General features: G+C 46.2%; 15 protein-coding genes and 1 tRNA gene. 3 read left to right on the top strand and 13 right to left on the bottom strand.

The features are described from left to right. Positions 1-15: 15 nt before the first annotated feature. From EYR25_RS14760 to ccoN, 6 genes are all read right to left on the bottom strand, one after another. Positions 16-2,415 carry a heavy metal translocating P-type ATPase gene (locus EYR25_RS14760; protein ID WP_133181067.1) on the bottom strand — a complete coding sequence of 800 codons (2,400 nt, stop codon included), beginning with the start codon at positions 2,413-2,415 and terminating at the stop codon, positions 16-18. 22 nt (positions 2,416-2,437) lie between these two features. Further along, positions 2,438-2,917: a FixH family protein gene (locus EYR25_RS14755; protein WP_023265291.1), complete on the bottom strand. Its 480-nt coding sequence runs from the start codon at positions 2,915-2,917 to the stop codon at positions 2,438-2,440. A 110-nt stretch (positions 2,918-3,027) separates the two neighbouring features. Continuing rightward, the gene (gene ccoP, locus EYR25_RS14750) at positions 3,028-3,996 is read right to left on the bottom strand and encodes a cytochrome-c oxidase, cbb3-type subunit III (RefSeq protein WP_023265292.1); all 969 of its coding nucleotides are present in this window, start codon (positions 3,994-3,996) and stop codon (positions 3,028-3,030) included. After that, positions 3,996-4,172: a CcoQ/FixQ family Cbb3-type cytochrome c oxidase assembly chaperone gene (locus EYR25_RS14745; protein ID WP_011072349.1), complete on the bottom strand. Its 177-nt coding sequence runs from the start codon at positions 4,170-4,172 to the stop codon at positions 3,996-3,998. Before EYR25_RS14745 ends, ccoP begins: the two co-directional genes overlap by 1 nt. A gap of 11 nt (positions 4,173-4,183) precedes the next feature. After that, a complete protein-coding gene (ccoO, locus tag EYR25_RS14740) occupies positions 4,184-4,810 on the bottom strand; it encodes a cytochrome-c oxidase, cbb3-type subunit II (protein ID WP_023265294.1) in 627 nt (208 codons plus the stop codon). 12 nt (positions 4,811-4,822) lie between these two features. Next, positions 4,823-6,259 carry a cytochrome-c oxidase, cbb3-type subunit I gene (gene ccoN / locus EYR25_RS14735; RefSeq protein WP_011072351.1) on the bottom strand — a complete coding sequence of 479 codons (1,437 nt, stop codon included), beginning with the start codon at positions 6,257-6,259 and terminating at the stop codon, positions 4,823-4,825. A 223-nt stretch (positions 6,260-6,482) separates the two neighbouring features. Between ccoN and EYR25_RS14730 the strand changes: the two genes are divergently transcribed. Further along, a complete protein-coding gene (locus EYR25_RS14730) occupies positions 6,483-6,968 on the top strand; it encodes a hypothetical protein (protein WP_133181065.1) in 486 nt (161 codons plus the stop codon). Positions 6,969-7,075: 107 nt separating this feature from the next. On the opposite strand, the gene EYR25_RS14725 is transcribed toward EYR25_RS14730, so the two are convergent. Next, positions 7,076-8,653 (bottom strand): DUF3369 domain-containing protein, encoded by a 1,578-nt coding sequence (locus EYR25_RS14725; RefSeq protein ID WP_133181063.1) that lies wholly within the window; start codon positions 8,651-8,653, stop codon positions 7,076-7,078. Positions 8,654-8,823: 170 nt separating this feature from the next. Between EYR25_RS14725 and EYR25_RS21385 the strand changes: the two genes are divergently transcribed. Then, complete coding sequence (locus tag EYR25_RS21385; RefSeq protein ID WP_133181061.1) at positions 8,824-9,051, top strand: hypothetical protein; 228 nt, start codon at positions 8,824-8,826, stop codon at positions 9,049-9,051. 61 nt (positions 9,052-9,112) lie between these two features. After that, positions 9,113-10,408, top strand: coding sequence for a tyrosine-type recombinase/integrase (locus tag EYR25_RS14715; RefSeq protein ID WP_133181059.1), 1,296 nt, complete (start codon positions 9,113-9,115; stop codon positions 10,406-10,408). A gap of 389 nt (positions 10,409-10,797) precedes the next feature. On the opposite strand, the gene fdhE is transcribed toward EYR25_RS14715, so the two are convergent. The 6 genes from fdhE to punC all read right to left on the bottom strand — a co-directional run bounded on the left by fdhE (position 10,798) and on the right by punC (position 18,659). Beyond that, the gene (gene fdhE, locus EYR25_RS14710) at positions 10,798-11,697 is read right to left on the bottom strand and encodes a formate dehydrogenase accessory protein FdhE (RefSeq protein ID WP_133181057.1); all 900 of its coding nucleotides are present in this window, start codon (positions 11,695-11,697) and stop codon (positions 10,798-10,800) included. A 2-nt stretch (positions 11,698-11,699) separates the two neighbouring features. Beyond that, a complete protein-coding gene (locus EYR25_RS14705; RefSeq protein ID WP_023265795.1) occupies positions 11,700-12,323 on the bottom strand; it encodes a formate dehydrogenase subunit gamma in 624 nt (207 codons plus the stop codon). After that, positions 12,320-13,222, bottom strand: coding sequence for a formate dehydrogenase subunit beta (fdxH, locus tag EYR25_RS14700; protein WP_133181055.1), 903 nt, complete (start codon positions 13,220-13,222; stop codon positions 12,320-12,322). Before fdxH ends, EYR25_RS14705 begins: the two co-directional genes overlap by 4 nt. 2 nt (positions 13,223-13,224) lie before the next feature. After that, positions 13,225-16,242, bottom strand: a complete 3,018-nt coding sequence (gene fdnG / locus EYR25_RS14695; protein WP_133181053.1) for a formate dehydrogenase-N subunit alpha — start codon at positions 16,240-16,242, stop codon at positions 13,225-13,227. Positions 16,243-17,216: 974 nt separating this feature from the next. Continuing rightward, positions 17,217-17,307 (bottom strand) — tRNA-Ser (locus EYR25_RS14690). Positions 17,308-17,387: 80 nt separating this feature from the next. Next, positions 17,388-18,659, bottom strand: coding sequence for a purine nucleoside transporter PunC (gene punC / locus EYR25_RS14685; protein WP_133181051.1), 1,272 nt, complete (start codon positions 18,657-18,659; stop codon positions 17,388-17,390). Positions 18,660-18,665 lie beyond the last annotated feature (6 nt).

Raw genomic sequence — 18,665 nt, 5'->3', positions numbered from 1 at the left:
AAGCCTATTTCGTTGTTATAATTTAATTCGTAATAATCTCAAACTGTTACCCACAACAATCAAAGAGCTTGCCGACATGCCAAGGGCGGCAATATAAGGCGCAACATGCCCAGTTACCGCCAGCGGTAAAATCAGCGCGTTATAGCCTAATGCCCAAGCGAGGTTTTGACGAATAATTTGTGTGGTCAGTTTAGCAACCTTAACTGCTTGGGTGAAGCGAGAGAGATGATCGCCAAGCAGAATAAGATCGGCGCTGTTTTTGGCAATCGCGCTGCCGCTGCCCATAGCCACGGATAAATCTGCACCCGCGAGTACTGGCGCATCATTGATACCATCGCCGAACATCGCGACCGGTGTAGATTGCTGCAATTTAGTCACCAGTGCCAGTTTATCGGCTGGAGTGAGTCCGCTGTGGACATCGCTAATCCCGAGTTCTTTCGCCAATTGATGCACATGTCCTGAGCTATCGCCACTGGCGATACTGACCTTGCAACCTTGTTGCTTCAAAATATCGACGGTTTCTTTGCTATCGACGCGGATATTATCTTGGATCTCAATAGTGGCGATGACATCTAGCTGGTCATTGTTGCTACAGGCGAGCCAAATCAGCTGATTTGCAAGCTTGGGCTTGGCGGTAGCACCCGTGAAGCTTGCGTTACCAATGCGGTATTCGGTGCCATTAATCAGGCCTTTTACTCCGAAGCCCACTTCATGGTGAACTTGCTCGGCAATTACATCGGTTTGGCTAAAGCTGGCAAAGGCTGCGGCGATAGGGTGGCGAGAACCTGATTCTAGCGCCGCTGCAATCGCCAGTGCTTGCTCTTTGGTGAAATCGTTATGGCACTCAACTTTGGCAATCGATAGGGTGCCACAGGTGAGGGTGCCAGTTTTATCAAATACCACATGCTTAATTTGTGGCAGTTTTTCAAAGACGCCAGCTTTGCGGGTAATAATCCCAAGGCGGGTAAAAATCGCGGTCGCACAAGTGACAGCTGTGGGGGTTGCCAGCGCAAGGGCACAAGGGCAGGTGGCCACTAATACCGATAAGGTGACCCAAAAGGCATCTTCAGGGGAGATTTGCAGCCACACCAGATAGGTGACCGTCGCAATCGATAAAATAGTGCCCGAGAAATAACGCGACAATTTATCAGCCAGCATAGCGACGGCAGGCTTAGTGTTTGAGGCTAACTCCTGCAGACGAATAATCTCGGCAACCAATTGATCTTGCCCAAGGGCGGTGACTTTTACCTTGATAGGCTGGTCTAGGTTAATAGTGCCAGCAAACACTTGGCTATCGACGGGTTTTTCAATCGGCATTTGCTCACCGGTGAGCATGGCCTCATTGATGCTGGTGTGGCCGTCAACCACGATGCCGTCAGCGGCGACCATTTCGCCGGGTTTAATGAGGATAATATCCCCGAGGCGTAATTTTTTAGCGGGGATCTCTTCTTGCCCCTGCGTGGTGACCAGGTGCGCCGTCAATGGTACTAACTTGTGGAGATTGCTGGAACTGACGGAGGCTTTTTGTCTTGCCTTCTGCTCGAAATAACGCCCAAGCAGCAGGAAGAAGGTAAACATGGAAACGGATTCAAAATAGACTTCACCTGTGCCGTTAACGGTGGCAAAGCAACTGGCGATATAGGCGCCGCCAATGGCGATAGAGACCGACACATCCATATTGAGTTTGCCACTGAGCAGGGTGCGAATGGCGCTAAAATAGAAGGGCTGCGCCGAATACAGCACCACGGGCGTGGCGAAAATCATGCTCACCCAGCGGAAATAATCCCGATATTGCACATCCAAATCGGTAAAGTAACCGGTATAAAGGGCGAGGGCGAACATCATCACTTGCATAGTCGCAAAACCCGCCAAGCCTAAGCGCAGTAAGAATTTGCGGCTATTTTGCTTGGCGGTCAGTTCTTGCTCATCCACTTGATAGGGCGCGGCTTGATAACCGATACGGCTAATTTGCCCAAGAATATCACTGAGTTTAACTTGCTGTTTATTCCAGCTTATCATCGCCCTTTGGGTGGTGGAGTTGACCATCACTTGGCTCACGCCAGGCAGTTGTTTCACTTTATGTTCGATTAACCAGGCGCAGGCGGCGCAGGTAATGCCATCGATGGACAGCGACACAGAGTCACTATTTTCCTCTGAGTGGACAAAGTCCTGCTGTACTTCGGGCAAGTCGTAGGCACTAAACTGATTTAATTCATCAGGTACCAGTGCCGTCTGCTTACTGCCGGGTTCGGTTCGAAACTTGTAATAGCTTAATAAGCCTGCATCCACAATGGCTTGAGATACCGCTTGGCAGCCTGGGCAACACATGAGTTCATCGCGATCATTAATACGGGTGACAAACTGAGTGCCCGTGAGCACGGGCTCATTACAGTGAAAACAACTTGGATGTGTCATAGCAATATTCATTCAACCACAATTAGTTCAACCACAATTGGACGTTGTCTTTGAGTTCGACACGTTGATGAATACGCCATTTGCCATCAAAACCTTCCAGACGGACTTCCCAAGCACCGGTTAATACATCGGGTAGAGTAATGCGATACACATGGTTGGCATCGGCGGTGACTGTGGTCTTAATGTCTCTTTCAGCAATTGTTGGGTGATAAAATTCAACTTTTAATGCGGCTTGGTAAGCTGGACCGCCGTGTTGAGTGAAGAGGAGTTCATGATGATTTTGTTCGAGTTGCCATTGCATGCCAAGCTGCTTGGCATATTTGACTTTACTCAAGTCCATATTGATGGCTTTGCCTTCTTTGTAATAATCCTCGGCGACCAGAGAGTCAGAGTTCGAGAGGGCAATTTTTAGCGTGGTAAAACTTGCGACGACGGCACACAAAGGAAGAATAATTAAAAACCAAGGCCAAAACTGCTTATACCAGGGTTGTTGTTCGCTCATGTTAAATACCCATAATAAAAATTTGCGCCATTTTACCGTTAAAAGGTGGCTTTAGCACTTTAAAAAAAAGGCCTCGACGTTATCGAGGCCTTAGCGTTACTCACATCTAATTACTTGTTTGACAAGCTATAAACATAAGCTGCGATCACGTGGACTTTCTCTTCACCGAGAACGTCTTTCCATGCTGGCATCACGCCGGCACGGCCGTGTTTGATCGTTTCTTCGATCACACCACGGCTACCACCATATAACCAAACATCGTCAGTTAAGTTAGGTGCGCCCATGAGTTTGTTGCCCTTTGCGTCCATACCGTGACACGCAAAACAACCTTTCATGAATGAACCTTGACCTTGAGCGGCGAGTTTCTCGTCGTGCTCACGGCCTGATAACTTAACCACGTACTCGGCCAGACCTGCAATTTCGCTATCGTCGATTGGCAAACCACCTTTTGGTGGCATCATGCCATGACGACCGTTCATGATAGTGGTCTTGATAGTGGCTAAATCACCACCGTATAACCAATCACTGTCGGTCAGGTTAGGGAAGCCTTTGCTACCACGTGCGTCAGAGCCATGGCACTGCGCGCAGTTTTGTAGGAACAAACGGCCGCCCACTTTCAACGCTTCTTGGTTTTTCACTAACTCTTCGAGTGGTGTTGCCAAGTAAGCCGCGAAGATTGGGCCATATTTTTCGTTAGCGTGTTTAACTTCTTGATCGTACTGAACGTACATGCCTTCTTTTGCCGCCAGCTCAATCGCGGCAGCAGAATCGGCTTTAATCCCTTTCTCTGTACCAATGCTTTGGTTAGAGCTGGTCCAGTTCAGTAGACCTTTGTAGTTACCTAAACCTGGGAACAGGGCTAAGTACACTAGGCCAAACACGATAGTGATATAGAACATATAACTCCACCATTTTGGCAGTGGGTTATTGAGTTCTTCGATACCATCGAAACTGTGACCCATGGATTCGCCTTCTTTGACATCCGTGGTGTTCTTTGAACACACACGTAGCAACAGAAAACATCCTGCGATCACAATTAACGAGAGTACGCTAATCCAAATACTCCAGAAGCTACTCATCACTTATTCTCTCCTGAGTCCTTCGATTCCTTGCTGATTTCCTCATCGGAAAACACAAGGTTTGCTGCTTCATCAAAGGATTTTTGACGACGCGAGCTATATGCCCAAGCAAATATACCGACGAAGGTCAGCATCACAATGATGGTTAAAATACCTTGTAATGTGCCGTAATCCATATATTGCCTCCTTATTTGAGTGCGTGACCCAAAGACTGAAGATATGCAATCAAGGCTTCCAGCTCTGTCTTACCTTCAACAGCTTTCTGCGCGCCTGCAATTTCTTCATCGGTGTAAAGATCCTTACCTTTGTAACCGCCTTTGTGCATGTTACGCAGAATAGTCATCTTGTCGCCGGTTAACTTGCCGTCTAACTTGTTTTCGGCAAGCCATGGGAAGGCTGGCATATTCGATTGAGGGACCACAGCACGAGGATCGATTAAGTGAACTTCATGCCATTTATCGCTGTAGCGACCGCCAACACGGGCCAAGTCTGGACCAGTACGCTTAGAACCCCATTGGAATGGGTGATCCCAAACAGACTCACCGGCAACAGAGTAGTGACCGTAACGTTCAGTCTCTGCACGTAAAGGACGGATCATCTGGCTGTGACAGTTGTAGCAACCTTCACGCACATAGATGTCACGGCCTTCAAGTTGCAGGGCAGTGTAAGGTTTTAAACCTTCAACAGGCTCAGTGGTATCTTTTTGGAAAATCAACGGTGTGATTTCTACCAAGCTACCGAAGCTGATAGCGATAACAGTGAAGATCGCTAACAAACCGATGTTTTTTTCGACTATCTCATGATTAAATTTCATCGAGTTTGCTCCTTAAGCCGCTTTTGCTTCAGCCAGTGCTGGCAATGAATCTTTAGAGGCTTTCACAGTACGGATCACGTTGTATGCCATGATCAGCATACCGGTTAAGAAGAAACAACCGCCGAGGAAACGTACGAAGTAGAAAGGATAAGAAGCTTCCAGACTTTCAACAAAGCTATAAGTCAAAGTACCGTCAGCGTTAACTGCACGCCACATCAGACCCTGCATTACACCCGAAATCCACATAGACACAATGTAAAGAACAGTACCGATAGTCGCTAACCAGAAATGCACGTTAACTAACTTGATGCTGTACATACGGCCATGGCCGAACAGTACTGGGATCAAGTGATACAGAGAACCGATAGACACCATTGCCACCCAGCCTAGCGCGCCTGAGTGAACGTGACCCACGGTCCAGTCTGTATAGTGAGATAAAGCGTTAACTGTCTTGATGGCCATCATCGGACCTTCGAAGGTCGACATACCGTAGAAAGACAGCGAAACCACTAAGAAACGCAGTACTGGGTCAGTACGCAGTTTATGCCATGCGCCAGATAAGGTCATGATACCGTTGATCATACCACCCCAAGATGGTGCGAACAGGATCAGTGACATCACCATACCTAAAGACTGAGTCCAGTCTGGCAGGGCAGTGTAGTGTAAGTGGTGAGGACCAGCCCAAATGTACAGTGCGATCAGTGCCCAGAAGTGCACGATAGACAGACGATATGAGTAAACAGGACGACCCGCTTGCTTAGGAACGAAGTAGTACATCATACCTAAGAAGCCTGCTGTTAACAGGAAGCCTACTGCGTTGTGACCATACCACCATTGCACCATGGCATCGACCGCGCCACTGTACATAGAGTATGACTTGAACAAGCTAACAGGAACGGCCATAGAGTTCACGATGTGAAGCACGGCAACCGTAATGATAAATGCACCAAAGAACCAGTTCGCTACGTAAATATGCGATGTTGTTCGTTTGATAATAGTGCCGAAGAACACTATTGCATAGGAAACCCAAACGATGGTGATGGCGATATCGATTGGCCATTCTAATTCAGCATATTCTTTACCACTGGTGTAACCCATTGGCAGAGTGATTGCTGCTGACAGAATGATGGCTTGCCATCCCCAAAACGTAAATGCAGCTAATTTAGGTGCAAATAGTCGGGTTTGACAGGTGCGTTGTACGACATAATAGGATGTTGCAAAGAGGGCTGATGTTCCGAACGCGAAGATAACCGCATTGGTATGTAATGGTCGCAAGCGACTATACGTAAACCAAGGAGTATCAAAGTTCAGATGTGGCCAGATTAACTGAGCCGCAATTAATACACCGACTGACATACCAACAATACCCCACAAAACTGTGGTTAAGGCAAATTGGCGGACAATGGTGTAATTGTAATCAGCGCCTGTTGGCTGGGAATGGTTCATCATAATGCTTCCACTGCTTATTACTTTTACTTTTAGTAAAGACAAGCTTTACCTGTTATATATGACACAAAGCCCACTTCCCTATTAGGGTTGTGAAGCTATGTCAATGCGTTACCCTACACATTTGTGCTCAAATATGAGGTTTCGCAATGATACTTGAGCCATGTCAAAAAAGATACCAAAGATGGGGTCTGGAAAGTTGATCTAGATCAACCTACGCCATAGAATGTTAACATCTTGCATCACAAGGTTAATTTTTGTGCTTACTCGCAAACTTATCCCGCTCACCATCATACTAGTTATGATGAATCTCACTGCTTGTAATGAAAAAGCAACGCAACAGGCCGAAACAAAGGCTGTAGACCCAACACTTTGTGCTTTTACACTGGGTGATTGCATTAAAAATGTCGCAGGTGTTGAACTGCGAATTAGCCTATCACCAGCCCATGCGCCGAGCGAAAAGCCATTAACATTGAAGCTATTAACCTCAGAGCCGATTGACAATCTTCAAATACGTTTAGAAGGTCGAGATATGTTTATGGGTGTTATTCCTGTCAATCTTAATGAACTGAATAAAACTCACTATGAAGGACAGATGATTTACGGTTCTTGCAGCAGTGGATACATGGTGTGGCGAGGATTTATCCGTTTTAACCGAAACGGAGAGGAACACGCCGTTATTTTTGACTTTCTTGCCGATAATCCTCACTAAAGAGGGTTATTAATTCCCATTAAACCTCTTTTGGTCAATTTAAACCAATAAACGCGTTGAAATAACGATTGATGATGGGTTCTCTACTGATTTTTCAGCTTATTTCATTATTCATCATGATCCTTCCAACTCTCTTTGACCCGCACGAAAATATCGATGTTATTGATAAAAAGTTCGAGTAAATCGGGGTCAAAATGCTTACCCGCTCCTTTGCGCATTTCATCGATCACTTCCTCTAGTGGCCATGCAGCTTTATAGCAACGGGCGTGAGAGAGTGCATCGAACACGTCTGCGATGGCTACAATGCGGGCAAAAATGTGAATTTGATCTTGTTTTAAATTACCTGGATAGCCAGAGCCATCATATTTTTCATGGTGTTGTAAGGCGATAATCGACGCTGCTTTAAGGATTGGCCGCTCTGAATTGGCGAGGATTTGATAGCCAATAGTTGGGTGCTGTCGCATCACTGACCATTCTTGGTCATCTAACTTACCGGGTTTGAGTAACACCGCATCGGGGATGGCGATTTTACCAATATCGTGCATAGGTGAAGCGCGACGTAATAATTCCGCTTCTGTTTCAGATAATCCTGCGAGTAGGGCTAGTTGGGCACAGTATTCAGCCATGCGTTTCACATGATTTGCGGCTTCTTTTGAACGGCTTTCAACCACATCCCCTAAACGTAGGATCAATTCAGATTGAGTATCTTCAACCTCCTGATTTAGGAGTAGATTCTCGAAAGCGACCCCCACATTTATCGCAAATATATCAATGAGTTTTTTATCTAAATCATCAATTCTATCAATCCCATCCATATACAATAGATTGATAAGGCCACTCTTAGTAGGGAAGTAGCCTACAAAGCAATTATCTTCGTATAAACAGCGTTTTTGCACCAATGCGGTGCGAAGCAATTTGTCGATATGCATCGGGAGCGCTTTATTTGGAGGGCTATCAGCAAATTGACCTGTGCCAGCGAGGATTTCTATTTCCGCAGAGTCTACATGGCCACTAATCGCATCCATCGCATTACACGTTAGCAGCAGGGTTTCTGTATCAAGATTAAGCAGGGTAGCAACCTGTGTTAACAAGCCATCGGCAAACTTATACAAGGTTCTGAGCTCAAATAATCCTGAGGTGGCCTCAAGAACGCGCTCTAATCCCTTTCGATGATTCACCTGAGCGCGCCTTGCTTGCTCAATCTCCATAATATCCCTATACGAACGTAGGGCAGAGTATACACTCGTCATGAGTTTACGGGAGTCTAACTCAGATTTGGCTTTATAATCATTGATATCGTAATTGACTATGACATCTTCTTCAGGGGCTTGTCCTGGTTGTCCTGTACGTAAAATGAGTCGAATCGTTTTGTTTTTATGCTCTTCACGGATCCACTTAACTAATTCTAATCCTGCATGGTCACTTTCCATGACAACGTCAATAAACGCTATCGCAAGATCTTGTTCTTTGGCTAACAACTCTTTTGCCTGTTCGGCGCTGTAAGCATTGATGAAGTGGAGCGCTCGGCCATCGAGCTTAAAACGGGAAAGTGCAAGTTTGGTAACGGTGTGAACATCTGGTTCGTCATCGACGACGAGAATTTTCCAAGGTGCAAGAGATGCAGAAGTTTCTATTGTTTTTTTTCCTGAGAAGAGCGGCTTTTTCTTTGAAAGATCAATCACCATCAGAGGCCTCATTGCTAAAGTTACAACGCACAATTAGAGTGTAGTTGAAGCTAATAAAATCAGTAAAAAAATAATTGTTTGTAAGGGTAGGTCACAACCTTTAATAATGTTATTGATAATTATTCTCATCTGTATAATATCAAAGTAAACCAACTCATTTTTTAATTTATATGGCATATACAACTGAAAGGATCAACTTATCGATCTCAGAAGAAAAGTTAGCCCAACTCATACGTGATGGCAGTTTATGCGCCTCTGACTTCAGATGCTTAGATGCTCAATCAAAACAAAAAGTCTGGCAATTATGTCTTATTTGTTGTCAAAAACGATTGAGCTGCAGTCAATGTACGCAACCCAGTTGTTCAAAAATTGATATTTGGGTTAATGCCGATAAATAACGTTATCGGCATTTGCCTTTAAGTATTATCATGCAGTAAATAGTTAAATTTTAAAGTTTATATGCAGCTTCCTCCAGTTTTACCTCTGTTTGATTCAATTGAATTCATACAATATGGCAACAGTGTGGTGAATCAATACATCACTCAAGTTAGCTTATCTGATGTACCCGATGCAGGTTTAGTGATGGAACACGCAACCGATTGGTTGTTTGAGCAAAAACACAGTGAAAACAATTATAAAGCCTATCGAAGTGAACTGACCACGTTCCTGCATTGGTGCTTTGATGTCGCGAAAATGTCGCCCACACAGGTGCTACGTAAGGATATGAGTCGTTATGTGGATTACTGTTTGACGCCGCCGCTAGAACTGATCGGTTATTTTAATGTGCCGCAATTTAAATTGGACAAATTGCGCGATGAACGGGTACCAAACAGCCTTTGGCGGCCATTTGTGGGCAAGAAACAGTTAGGGCAAATTCAACCCTATGTGTTGAGCGATAATGCGCTAAAAACCAAGATTGCTATTTTATCCTCGTTTTATAGTTACTTAATAAGCGAGGAGTTTTGTGAGCGTAATCCCGCGCAAATTTGGTTGAATCACAGCCGTTTTGCGCAGAATAAGCAGTATCAAAGACAAACTGATGAAGATGAAAACAGCTTGGCTTTCACAGAATTACAATGGTCCTATGTCATGAGTACAGTCACTCAGTTGGCAACTGAGTTCCCAGAATTGCATCAACGTAGTTTATTCTTGATTTCATTGGTTTATTCCTGTTATCTGCGCATTTCTGATGTTTCGGCGCGGGTCGGCTATTCACCGGTTATGGGGCAATTTAGGCAAAATCCACAGACAGGTATATGGAGTTTTCACATTCCGCTCAGTAAAGGCGGCAAAAAGCGCAGTGTGGCGATTTCCAAAGCATTACTCGATAGCCTAGTAAAATATCGGCAGTTTCTAGGGCTGTCAGATTTTCCCAGTCAAGGTGAACATCATCCTTTATTTGTTCGTCATCGTGCCGCTGGTCGAGGCCGAGATGCAGGTCTTGTGAATGCCAATCTTGGGATCCGGCAAATCCGTGAAGATATTCAGACCATTATTAATCTCGCAGCAGATAATGCGCAAACAGATGGTTTTAATCACGATGCCGAGCAAATGCGAAAACTCACTGCGCATAATATCCGGCACACAGGGATCACCCATGATATCAATATCAATCGTCGACCGTTGTCACACGTGCAAGCCGATGCAGGCCATGAGAGTATCGACACCACATCGAAATATTTGCACACCACACAAATCGAAAGACACGAAAGCGCATTCAATAAGCCATTAGACCATCTACAAGGCATTGGCTAGTGCTGTGTTGGCCTCCCAAATTCCTCCCATACAAAACTGCGTACAATGTGTATTATGTTAAATTAAGTATAGATGAATACGGAAAGCTATCATTCCCTATGCGTCTAATTGTCCACGTTTAGCGCTTACTGTTGATTTTTGGTCTTATCAAGGGATAGATACATTTGATGGGGATATTTCAACGCTATTTTCAAGGCGTTCCTACGTGAATATTTGGCAAGATTGCCCCTGTAAGTTTTGCAGATTTCACGTAGCGCACGAATGAGATTTGAGTCAGTTAGTTTGATATCACAGTCGATGACCATTCGGTCACACCCTAGGTGGTGACCGAATGGAACATGGATTATCAAAACCATCCATGGCCTTGTTTATTCAATCCTTTTGATTGTTTAGGCCTCATGTGCAAGTAACAGTGGATTTACCGTTGTGGCACCATAGCCCTTTGCATTGAGTTCGGCATCCAATCCTATCGATGCAATATCGTCCGCTGCCGCATCTAACAATGGCAAACGGTTGGTAAACAACATCTTAGTGTATCCCTTGCACGCCTCGCAGCTCTCAATCCGCACGGCTGCCTTATGGTCATCAAACGACCAAATCGACATTTCCCGGGATTGCTCGCAGCAAGTACAATGGGCGCGCACATAGTGCCACTCGCTTTCACACAGACTGCAATGCAGATAGCGCAGCCCTTCCCGCGGCTCATCGACAATCATGCTGGCGACGGGATGACTGCCGCACACCGGGCAAAGGCTAGACTGTTTAACCTTATTCACATCCATTCGCGCAATCACCATGGGTGCCCAGTGTGACCAATACAAGGACAATCCCGCCCAAATAAATAGGCTGAACTGTGCAGGCACGGCACTAAACTCCCCTTGCCTCAGTTGAGTGCCCCACTCTAGCAATTGAGTTGGCGACTGCTGCTGTAACTCCTGTAGAACAGGCACTAAATACGCGGGCACTTGAGATACCAATTCTGTTAGCAATGCTTGCAATGCTTTTAACCAATCCTGAGCCGTTTGAGTTTGGCTTAGGGACAACGGATATGGCACCTCAGCGTCAATCATTGGTGCTGGGCCCATATCCATTGCCGCAAGTTTTTGCTGCGTCGACACTAGGATTTGGCAGAGCTTGAGATAATCCGCCAGCGGAGAATCCTGCGCTAATTGGGCTAAACGACGTGCTCTATGTTGATAAATTTTCTCAGGATTTGCCGCTTTTAGCGGTTTTAATGCTAAGGGGGATTTATCAACAAAACTTAACGGGATATCGCTGGCCATCTTCATCGCTATTTTTCCTCGTGTTCTTCTAACATGGCTGGGTGGTGCTTACGGGCCCAAGCCTTAGAAACTTTGCCATAGAGCATCCCAGTGATAGAGCCTTCAATCCAGCAGGCCATCCATACGTGTACCACTAGGGATAACAGCATTAATATGCCGCAGGCCGAGTGGACTAAGGTGGCCCAATTGACGGCTTCTGCCGAGAACATGGGGGCAAAGTAAGGTTGCCACATCATGATGCCGCTGATCAGAAACGCCAGTACAAAAACCACAAAGGCGCGGAATAACATTTTCTGACCTGGGTTGTAATGGCCCACGGGCGGAATGTTCTCTTCTTTTTGCAGTAACACCCACACAACGGCTTTCATCCAGGGCAAATCGTACTTATTCCACTTATTGTGCTGGTAATAGCGGATCAGCATCACCGCCAGCAGCAAACACATGGCGATCCCGAAGAATGGATGCATCACTTTTGCCAGTTGTGGGGTGCCAACAATGCCACTCAGCCACTGGAACGAAGGATAAAAAAACGAGAATCCCGTTAGAAAGGTCACTAAGCCCACAAAGACTATGGTCCAGTGACATAGACGATCAACGAGCTTATGGCGCACTATCATCTCTTTATGACTCATTGCTTTTCCTCCTCTTTGACACCGGCATCAATGTAACCGGGCTGATCTTCCTCGACGATGTTGCGCCCTACCGCAATGCGGTGCATCAGGGCGAACGCCGCCGTTGCGAGCAAGCCTGCGGTGCCCAAAGGTTTGAGCCAATCTTGACGCCATTCGGTGGCGGCGGGGATTTGCGGATCCTTCGGCATACCATAGGTTTCGGGTTGCGTGATGTCGTGGAGGATCATCATCATATGCGTTCCGCCAACACCTTCGGGGTTATAAAGTCCCGCCTTGCTGAAACCACGCTCCTTTAACTGCTCGACGCGTTTTTCGGCATAGAACAACATGTCTTCGCGGGTACCAAAACGCAGTGCTCCCACGGTGCAGGTTTTAACGCAGGAAGGCTCTAGGCCAACGGCGAGCCTATCGGAGCACAGGGTGCACTTATACGCTTTGTTATCTTTGGCGCTGATCTTAGGCACATTGAAAGGACAGGCACTGGCGCAATAGCCGCAGCCAATACATTTGTTCGAGTCAAAGTCCACTGTGCCATTAGCATGTTGCACAATCGCGCCGCTAGTTGAGCAGGCTTTTAAGCAGGCTGGATCGGCACAGTGCATACAGGCAGTGTGGGTAAATTGCCAACGCAACTTATTGTTATCCATCACTTCGTGATATTGCATAATGTTCCAGCTTTCGGGTGACAGTATCATCGGGTTCTGATAACTGCCTTGGAAAGTACCGACATCTTCACGAAGGTCATTCCATTCGGAGCAGGCAACCTGACAGGCCTTACAGCCGGTGCATTTAGTCGCATCAAACAGCTTAGTCACCTGCTGGACCGCACCAATGCGTGCTTGAGACGCGGGGGTGATGTCCGTGGTGCCTGAGATGCGGATAATATCTTGAGAAGCCATAATTAGAAGCCCTCCGCTTTGGCAATATTCACAAGGAATGCTTTATATTCAGGGGTTTGGGTGTTGGCATCGCCCACAGATGAAGTTAGCTCGTTGACGATATAACTCTTCTGCGTCAAGGCCTCGTAACTGCCATGGCGTGGAATACCAATGGTGTGGACTTTTTTGCCCTGAACCATCATGGGTTGGAGTCGTTTAGTGACATAGGCCTTAGTGACAATATGCGAGCGTTTAGAGCTCACTTTGACCCAATCACCGTTATTGATGCCCTTTTCTGCCGCCAAGGTTTCATCGATTTCGATAAAGTGTTGTGGCTGGGTAATTGCGGCCAGCTGGCAATGCGTGGTCCAGTTGTTGAAGTGCTCCGTCATCGAGTAAGTAGTGCCGACATAGGGGAACTCTTCGTTGGTACCAAAGCTTTCACGTAAGCCTTTGAACATCCGCGCCACCGGGTTATTGGTGACTTTAGGATGCAGTGGGTTACTCGCCAGTGGTGATTCGAACGGCTCATAATGCTCTGGGAATGGACCATCTTTTAAGTCACGCAGGGCAAATAAATGGCCAACGCCATCTGCTTGCATGATGAAAGGATGGGCCGAATCTTCCGCATTCAACTTGGCATTAAAGTCTGGCACATCAATGCCCTGCCACTTGTTGTCCTTGTATTCGAGCAGCACACGGCTAGGATCGCGCGGCTTACCTTGCACGTCGCAGGAGGCGCGGTTGTACAAAATACGGCGGTTTGCAGGCCAAGCGAATGACCAATTCGGGGTAATGCCTTTGCCGGATGGATCGCTATTATCGCGACGTGCCATGAGGTTGCCCGCTTCGGTCCACATGCCTGAGTAAACCCAAATACCGCATGAGGTTGAGCCATCGGCTTTTAATTCGGAGAAACCATTGAGCAGCTTACTGGTCGTGAGATCATAACCGTTCATCTCCCGCGCGATTTCCTCTGAACTGGGTTCATGCTCAATCGCATAGTCCCATTTGATGGCTTCGATAGGCGCAGGTAAACGGCCGCCCTCTTCACGGTATAAACGTTTTAATTCCAGCATGATGCCAGAAAGGATCGCAGGATCAGACAAGGCTTCACCGGGAGGATTAGCGCCCTTAAAGTGCCATTGTAACCAGCGGCTCGAGTTAGCAATTGAACCACTTTCCTCAGCAAAACAGGTCGTTGGTAAGCGGAATACTTCGGTTTGGATACTGGCGGTATCGACATCGTTAAATTGACCCGCATTGCGCCAGAAACTCGAGGTTTCGTTCGCGAGCGCATCGAGCACTACTAAGAATTTCAGATTCGATAAGCCCTTAGACACTTTTTGCTTATCGGGCTGGGAGTTAAGCGCGTTGATGCCTTGGATAAAGTAGCCGTTAACCTCACCGTGAACCATCATGTCGATTTGCTTGTTGATATCGTACTGTTGGTCCCATTTTGGCAGCCAGTCATAACCATAATCATTCTCTGCCGTTGCATGTTCACCGAAGAAGGCTTTTAACAACGACACGGTAAAGGCTGGGTAATTGTACCAATAGTTGGTTTGGTTTGGTCTTAAGGCTTTAGGGGTGTAATGGGCTAAATAGTTTTGTAAATCAATATCTTTATCTTGTGGCAGTTTTAGGTAGCCAGGTAATCCTTGGCACAATAAACCTAAGTCCGTCGCGCCCTGTACGTTTGAGTGACCGCGCAGCGCATTCACGCCGCCGCCCATGATCCCCATATTGCCAAGCAGCAATTGGATCATCGCCATGGTGCGGATGTTTTGCGCGCCAACGCTGTGCTGTGTCCAACCGAGTGCATAGAGGAAGGTGGCGGCTTTATGGTCAACATGGGTCGCCCCAATTTGCTGACACACTTCAAGATAGGCTTCTTTAGGCGTACCTGTGATGCTGGATACCGTGTCAGGATCGTAGCGATCGACGTGTTTTTTCAGCAGGTTAATCACGCAGCGAGGATGGCTTAAGCTTGGGTCAACTTTTGCGTAGCCCTCTTCATCTAACTCATAGAACCAAGTGGATTGGTCGTATTTATGGTTAGCCTCATCATAGCCACTGAATAAACCGTCATTAAATTCAAAGTCTTCCCGCACGATAAACGAGGCATTGGTATAGGCTTTGACATAATTAAGGTTGATTTGCTGGGTTTCGAGTAGGTAGCGGATCATGCCGAGCAGGAAGGCAATATCGGTGCCCGAACGAATAGGTGCATATAAATCGGCGACGGCAGCACTGCGGTTAAAACGCGGATCGACCACAATCAACTTGGCGTTGTTATGCTCCATCGCCTCTGTCACCCAACCAAAGCCAACGGGGTGCGCTTCGGCAGCGTTACCGCCCATCACAATGGCCAGATCGGTATTTTTCATATCTGCCCAGTGGTTAGTCATAGCACCGCGGCCAAAGGTGGGCGCCATTGCGGCCGGTGTTGGGGCGTGGCAAACGCGGGCGATATTATCTATCCCTAGCATACCAATGGCACGGCCAAATTTATGGGTGATGTAGCAGCCTTCGTTTGCTTGGGCCGATGAGGTCATCATGCCTAGGCTGACTAAGCGGTTAACGGTTTGACCCTGGGCATTTTTCTCAACCAGATTGGCATCGCGCTCGTCTTTGATGAGTCTTGCGATACGCTTAAAAGCCTCATGCCAGCTAATGCGCTGCCATTTATCCGAACCGGGTAAACGCACTTCAGGATATTTCAAACGGTGCGGGCTGTTTACATAGTCAACCAAGCCTGCGCCCTTAGGACACAGAGCACCGCGGTTAATCGGATTATCGGCATCGCCCTCAATATGAAAAATGCTCTGCTCCGCATTCTTCCCGTTGCTGCTCTGGCTGTACATCAACAACCCACAACCCACAGAGCAGTAGCAACAATTGTTACGCGTCTCTTTTGCGCGCAGCAATTTAAAACCTCTGACGGATGCAAATGCCTTTTCGGACATCAACCCCAGTGCAGAAATTGCAGAAGTCGCGGCTCCCACAGCACAGAGTTTAAAAAACTGTCGTCTATTCATTGTCATTTCACACACTCTCTTTTATGTGCTCACTAAGTTGCAGCGCGTACGCTGCAGGCTTGAGTAGAGAACTTAACCCTACTCATGGTGCGAGTATAAAAAAGTGACTAATAATGACAATTTCTAACAGGTGATCAAAATCACATTAAGCTTTCAAAAGAATATTTGTCTAAAATAAGTTACTTCAACAGTCTTTATCAGGATTTAAATCCATATATATTACAGGTAGCGATATTTAAATGATTTTTCAAGTATGGACATTTTGATTAGCCATTTTGTCCACTTTGTACCAAGTTCCATTTGGGGTAAATCTTATTGTTGACGCGTATCACAAAAGTGACGGCGATTGGTCAAAATATGAATGAAAATACCGATTAGGCACTTTTAGAGCAAGATCACAATTTAAGAGAAATTATAGGGTCGTAAATGCATCAGTTTAACCATTCAGACTTGAGTAGGTTATTAAACACACCTAAATATTGTGAGGATTTATTTAGGACGTGTTGACGTTTCAGTGTTGTTTTTGCAGCCAAATGCTGCCTGAAGAGTTCGTCTGGCAAGCCCTTGCTCTGACTTTCTGACATAAGCGCCGCTCGTCATTTGAGTAGATTAACGACACATCATTCCTCGTTTCGCGAGCATGTACTTGCCAGAACGGACAAAATCTAATCTCGAAACGTCAACCGCCCTAGTTTCATGCTATTTAAAAACCAAGCTAATAGGAAATAACATCTATATATGACATAAAAAGGCCACTAATACTTTGCAAGCATATTTATCCGGATTTGGTGAAGGAGCTGCGCTTAGAAGGAAATAGCCTTAGGGGCAAATTCCAAAACAAAAAGTCATGATTACTGATGGTTTGTTTGTGGAATATTGCGGATGAGCTGCGCTTTGCATGAGGAACCCTAGGTTCAACTTCCGAAATGCCAAAACAAAAAAGCCATCATTGCTGATGGCTTTTCCGTAGAATATGGCGGAGGAGCAGGGATTTGAACCCTGGGTGGGCTATAAACCCACGCCGGTTTTCAAGACCGGTGCATTAAACCACTCTGCCACCCCTCCGAACGATGCGCATAATATAAGTTAGTTTACTGACTGTAAAGCACTAACTGATAATTCTGCGCTAACTGCTCGTATTACATTCAATCTGCTTGATTTTGCTTCGTATCTGCATTGATCCCAAGACGAGCAGGATCTGGTGCAGTAAAGTGTTTAGCAAAATCAGCCCAAGTTTGCTCGGTTTTTAACAGATAACCCAAGATCACTACTAACGAACAGCTCAGAATCCCCCAACCTATGGCAACTTCTCCTGAACTTGCCCAGAGTGCAACTAAGCTAGAGGCGCCAAAGGCGATGGTGATTTGCAAAAAGTTCTGTAATCCTGCCGCTTTTGCCGCATTTTGCGTGAATTGTTGTAAAGCACTGTTCACCACAATCGGATAAATCGCCCCGTTCGCCGCTGCGAGTATCGAGAAGGAAATCAGCAGTGGGAAAATGGTTTCCGCCTTCATTAATAAGGTGAAAAACACAATTGAGATAACGCAGAGCCCAAAAATGGCCAGCAATACGTTGAGTGTACGGTCGGCACCAATGCGTTTTATCAATAACTTACTCGCGTATCCGCCCACGATAAACATGATGGTTTGCGGAATAAAACTCAGCCCAATCTCAGTTGCCTGATAGCCGTGTTGCTCCATCACAATCGGCCATACAGTAAGGTATGCGAAAAATGCACCCGAACAGGCACCAAATATCACCACATTGCCAAGGTAACGAGTATTTTTCAAAATCTGCCCGTAGGAAACCGCGCTTGGCTTAGTATCCTGATGCTGTGCGTGGCTCGGCACGAAGTATAAGCTCATCAATACCAACAAAAAGGCAATCACACACAATGAGATAAAGATTGCACGCCATCCAAAATCGTTCAGAATATAAGCACCAAGGATGGGGGCTAATGCGGGTGATAATGCCACTAACGGCATAATGTTACTGAAAATCCCCTGCGCTTTTTCGGCATCATACTGCTCGACCACAATTGCTTGCCAGATGACCCCTGCACTACAGGCGCCTACGGCTTGGAAGAAGCGAGCGATGTTCAGCATCAGTATCGAATCGCTATTGGCGATGGCCACACTGGCAAGCGCAAAAATGCCAAGGCCGAGGATTAGGGCGTAACGTTTGCCGAGTTTACTCACCAAAGGGCCATAAATCAGTTGCCCTAAGGCTAAACCAGCCAAGAAACAGGTGAGCGACATCGCCACTTGAGACGGTGAAGCATTAAACGAACTTTCAATTGCTTTGAAAGCAGGCAAATACATGTCAGTGGCAATAAAACCTAACATGCTTAATAAGGCTAAATAGAATAAAAATATAAAAAACTTCATATTTACAAAGATATTACTAGACGTTTTCATAAAATA

Origin of the sequence: Shewanella decolorationis (assembly GCF_004354305.1) — a bacterium.
Classification (GTDB): domain Bacteria; phylum Pseudomonadota; class Gammaproteobacteria; order Enterobacterales; family Shewanellaceae; genus Shewanella; species Shewanella decolorationis.
This window is presented reverse-complemented; position numbering and strand designations above follow the sequence as displayed.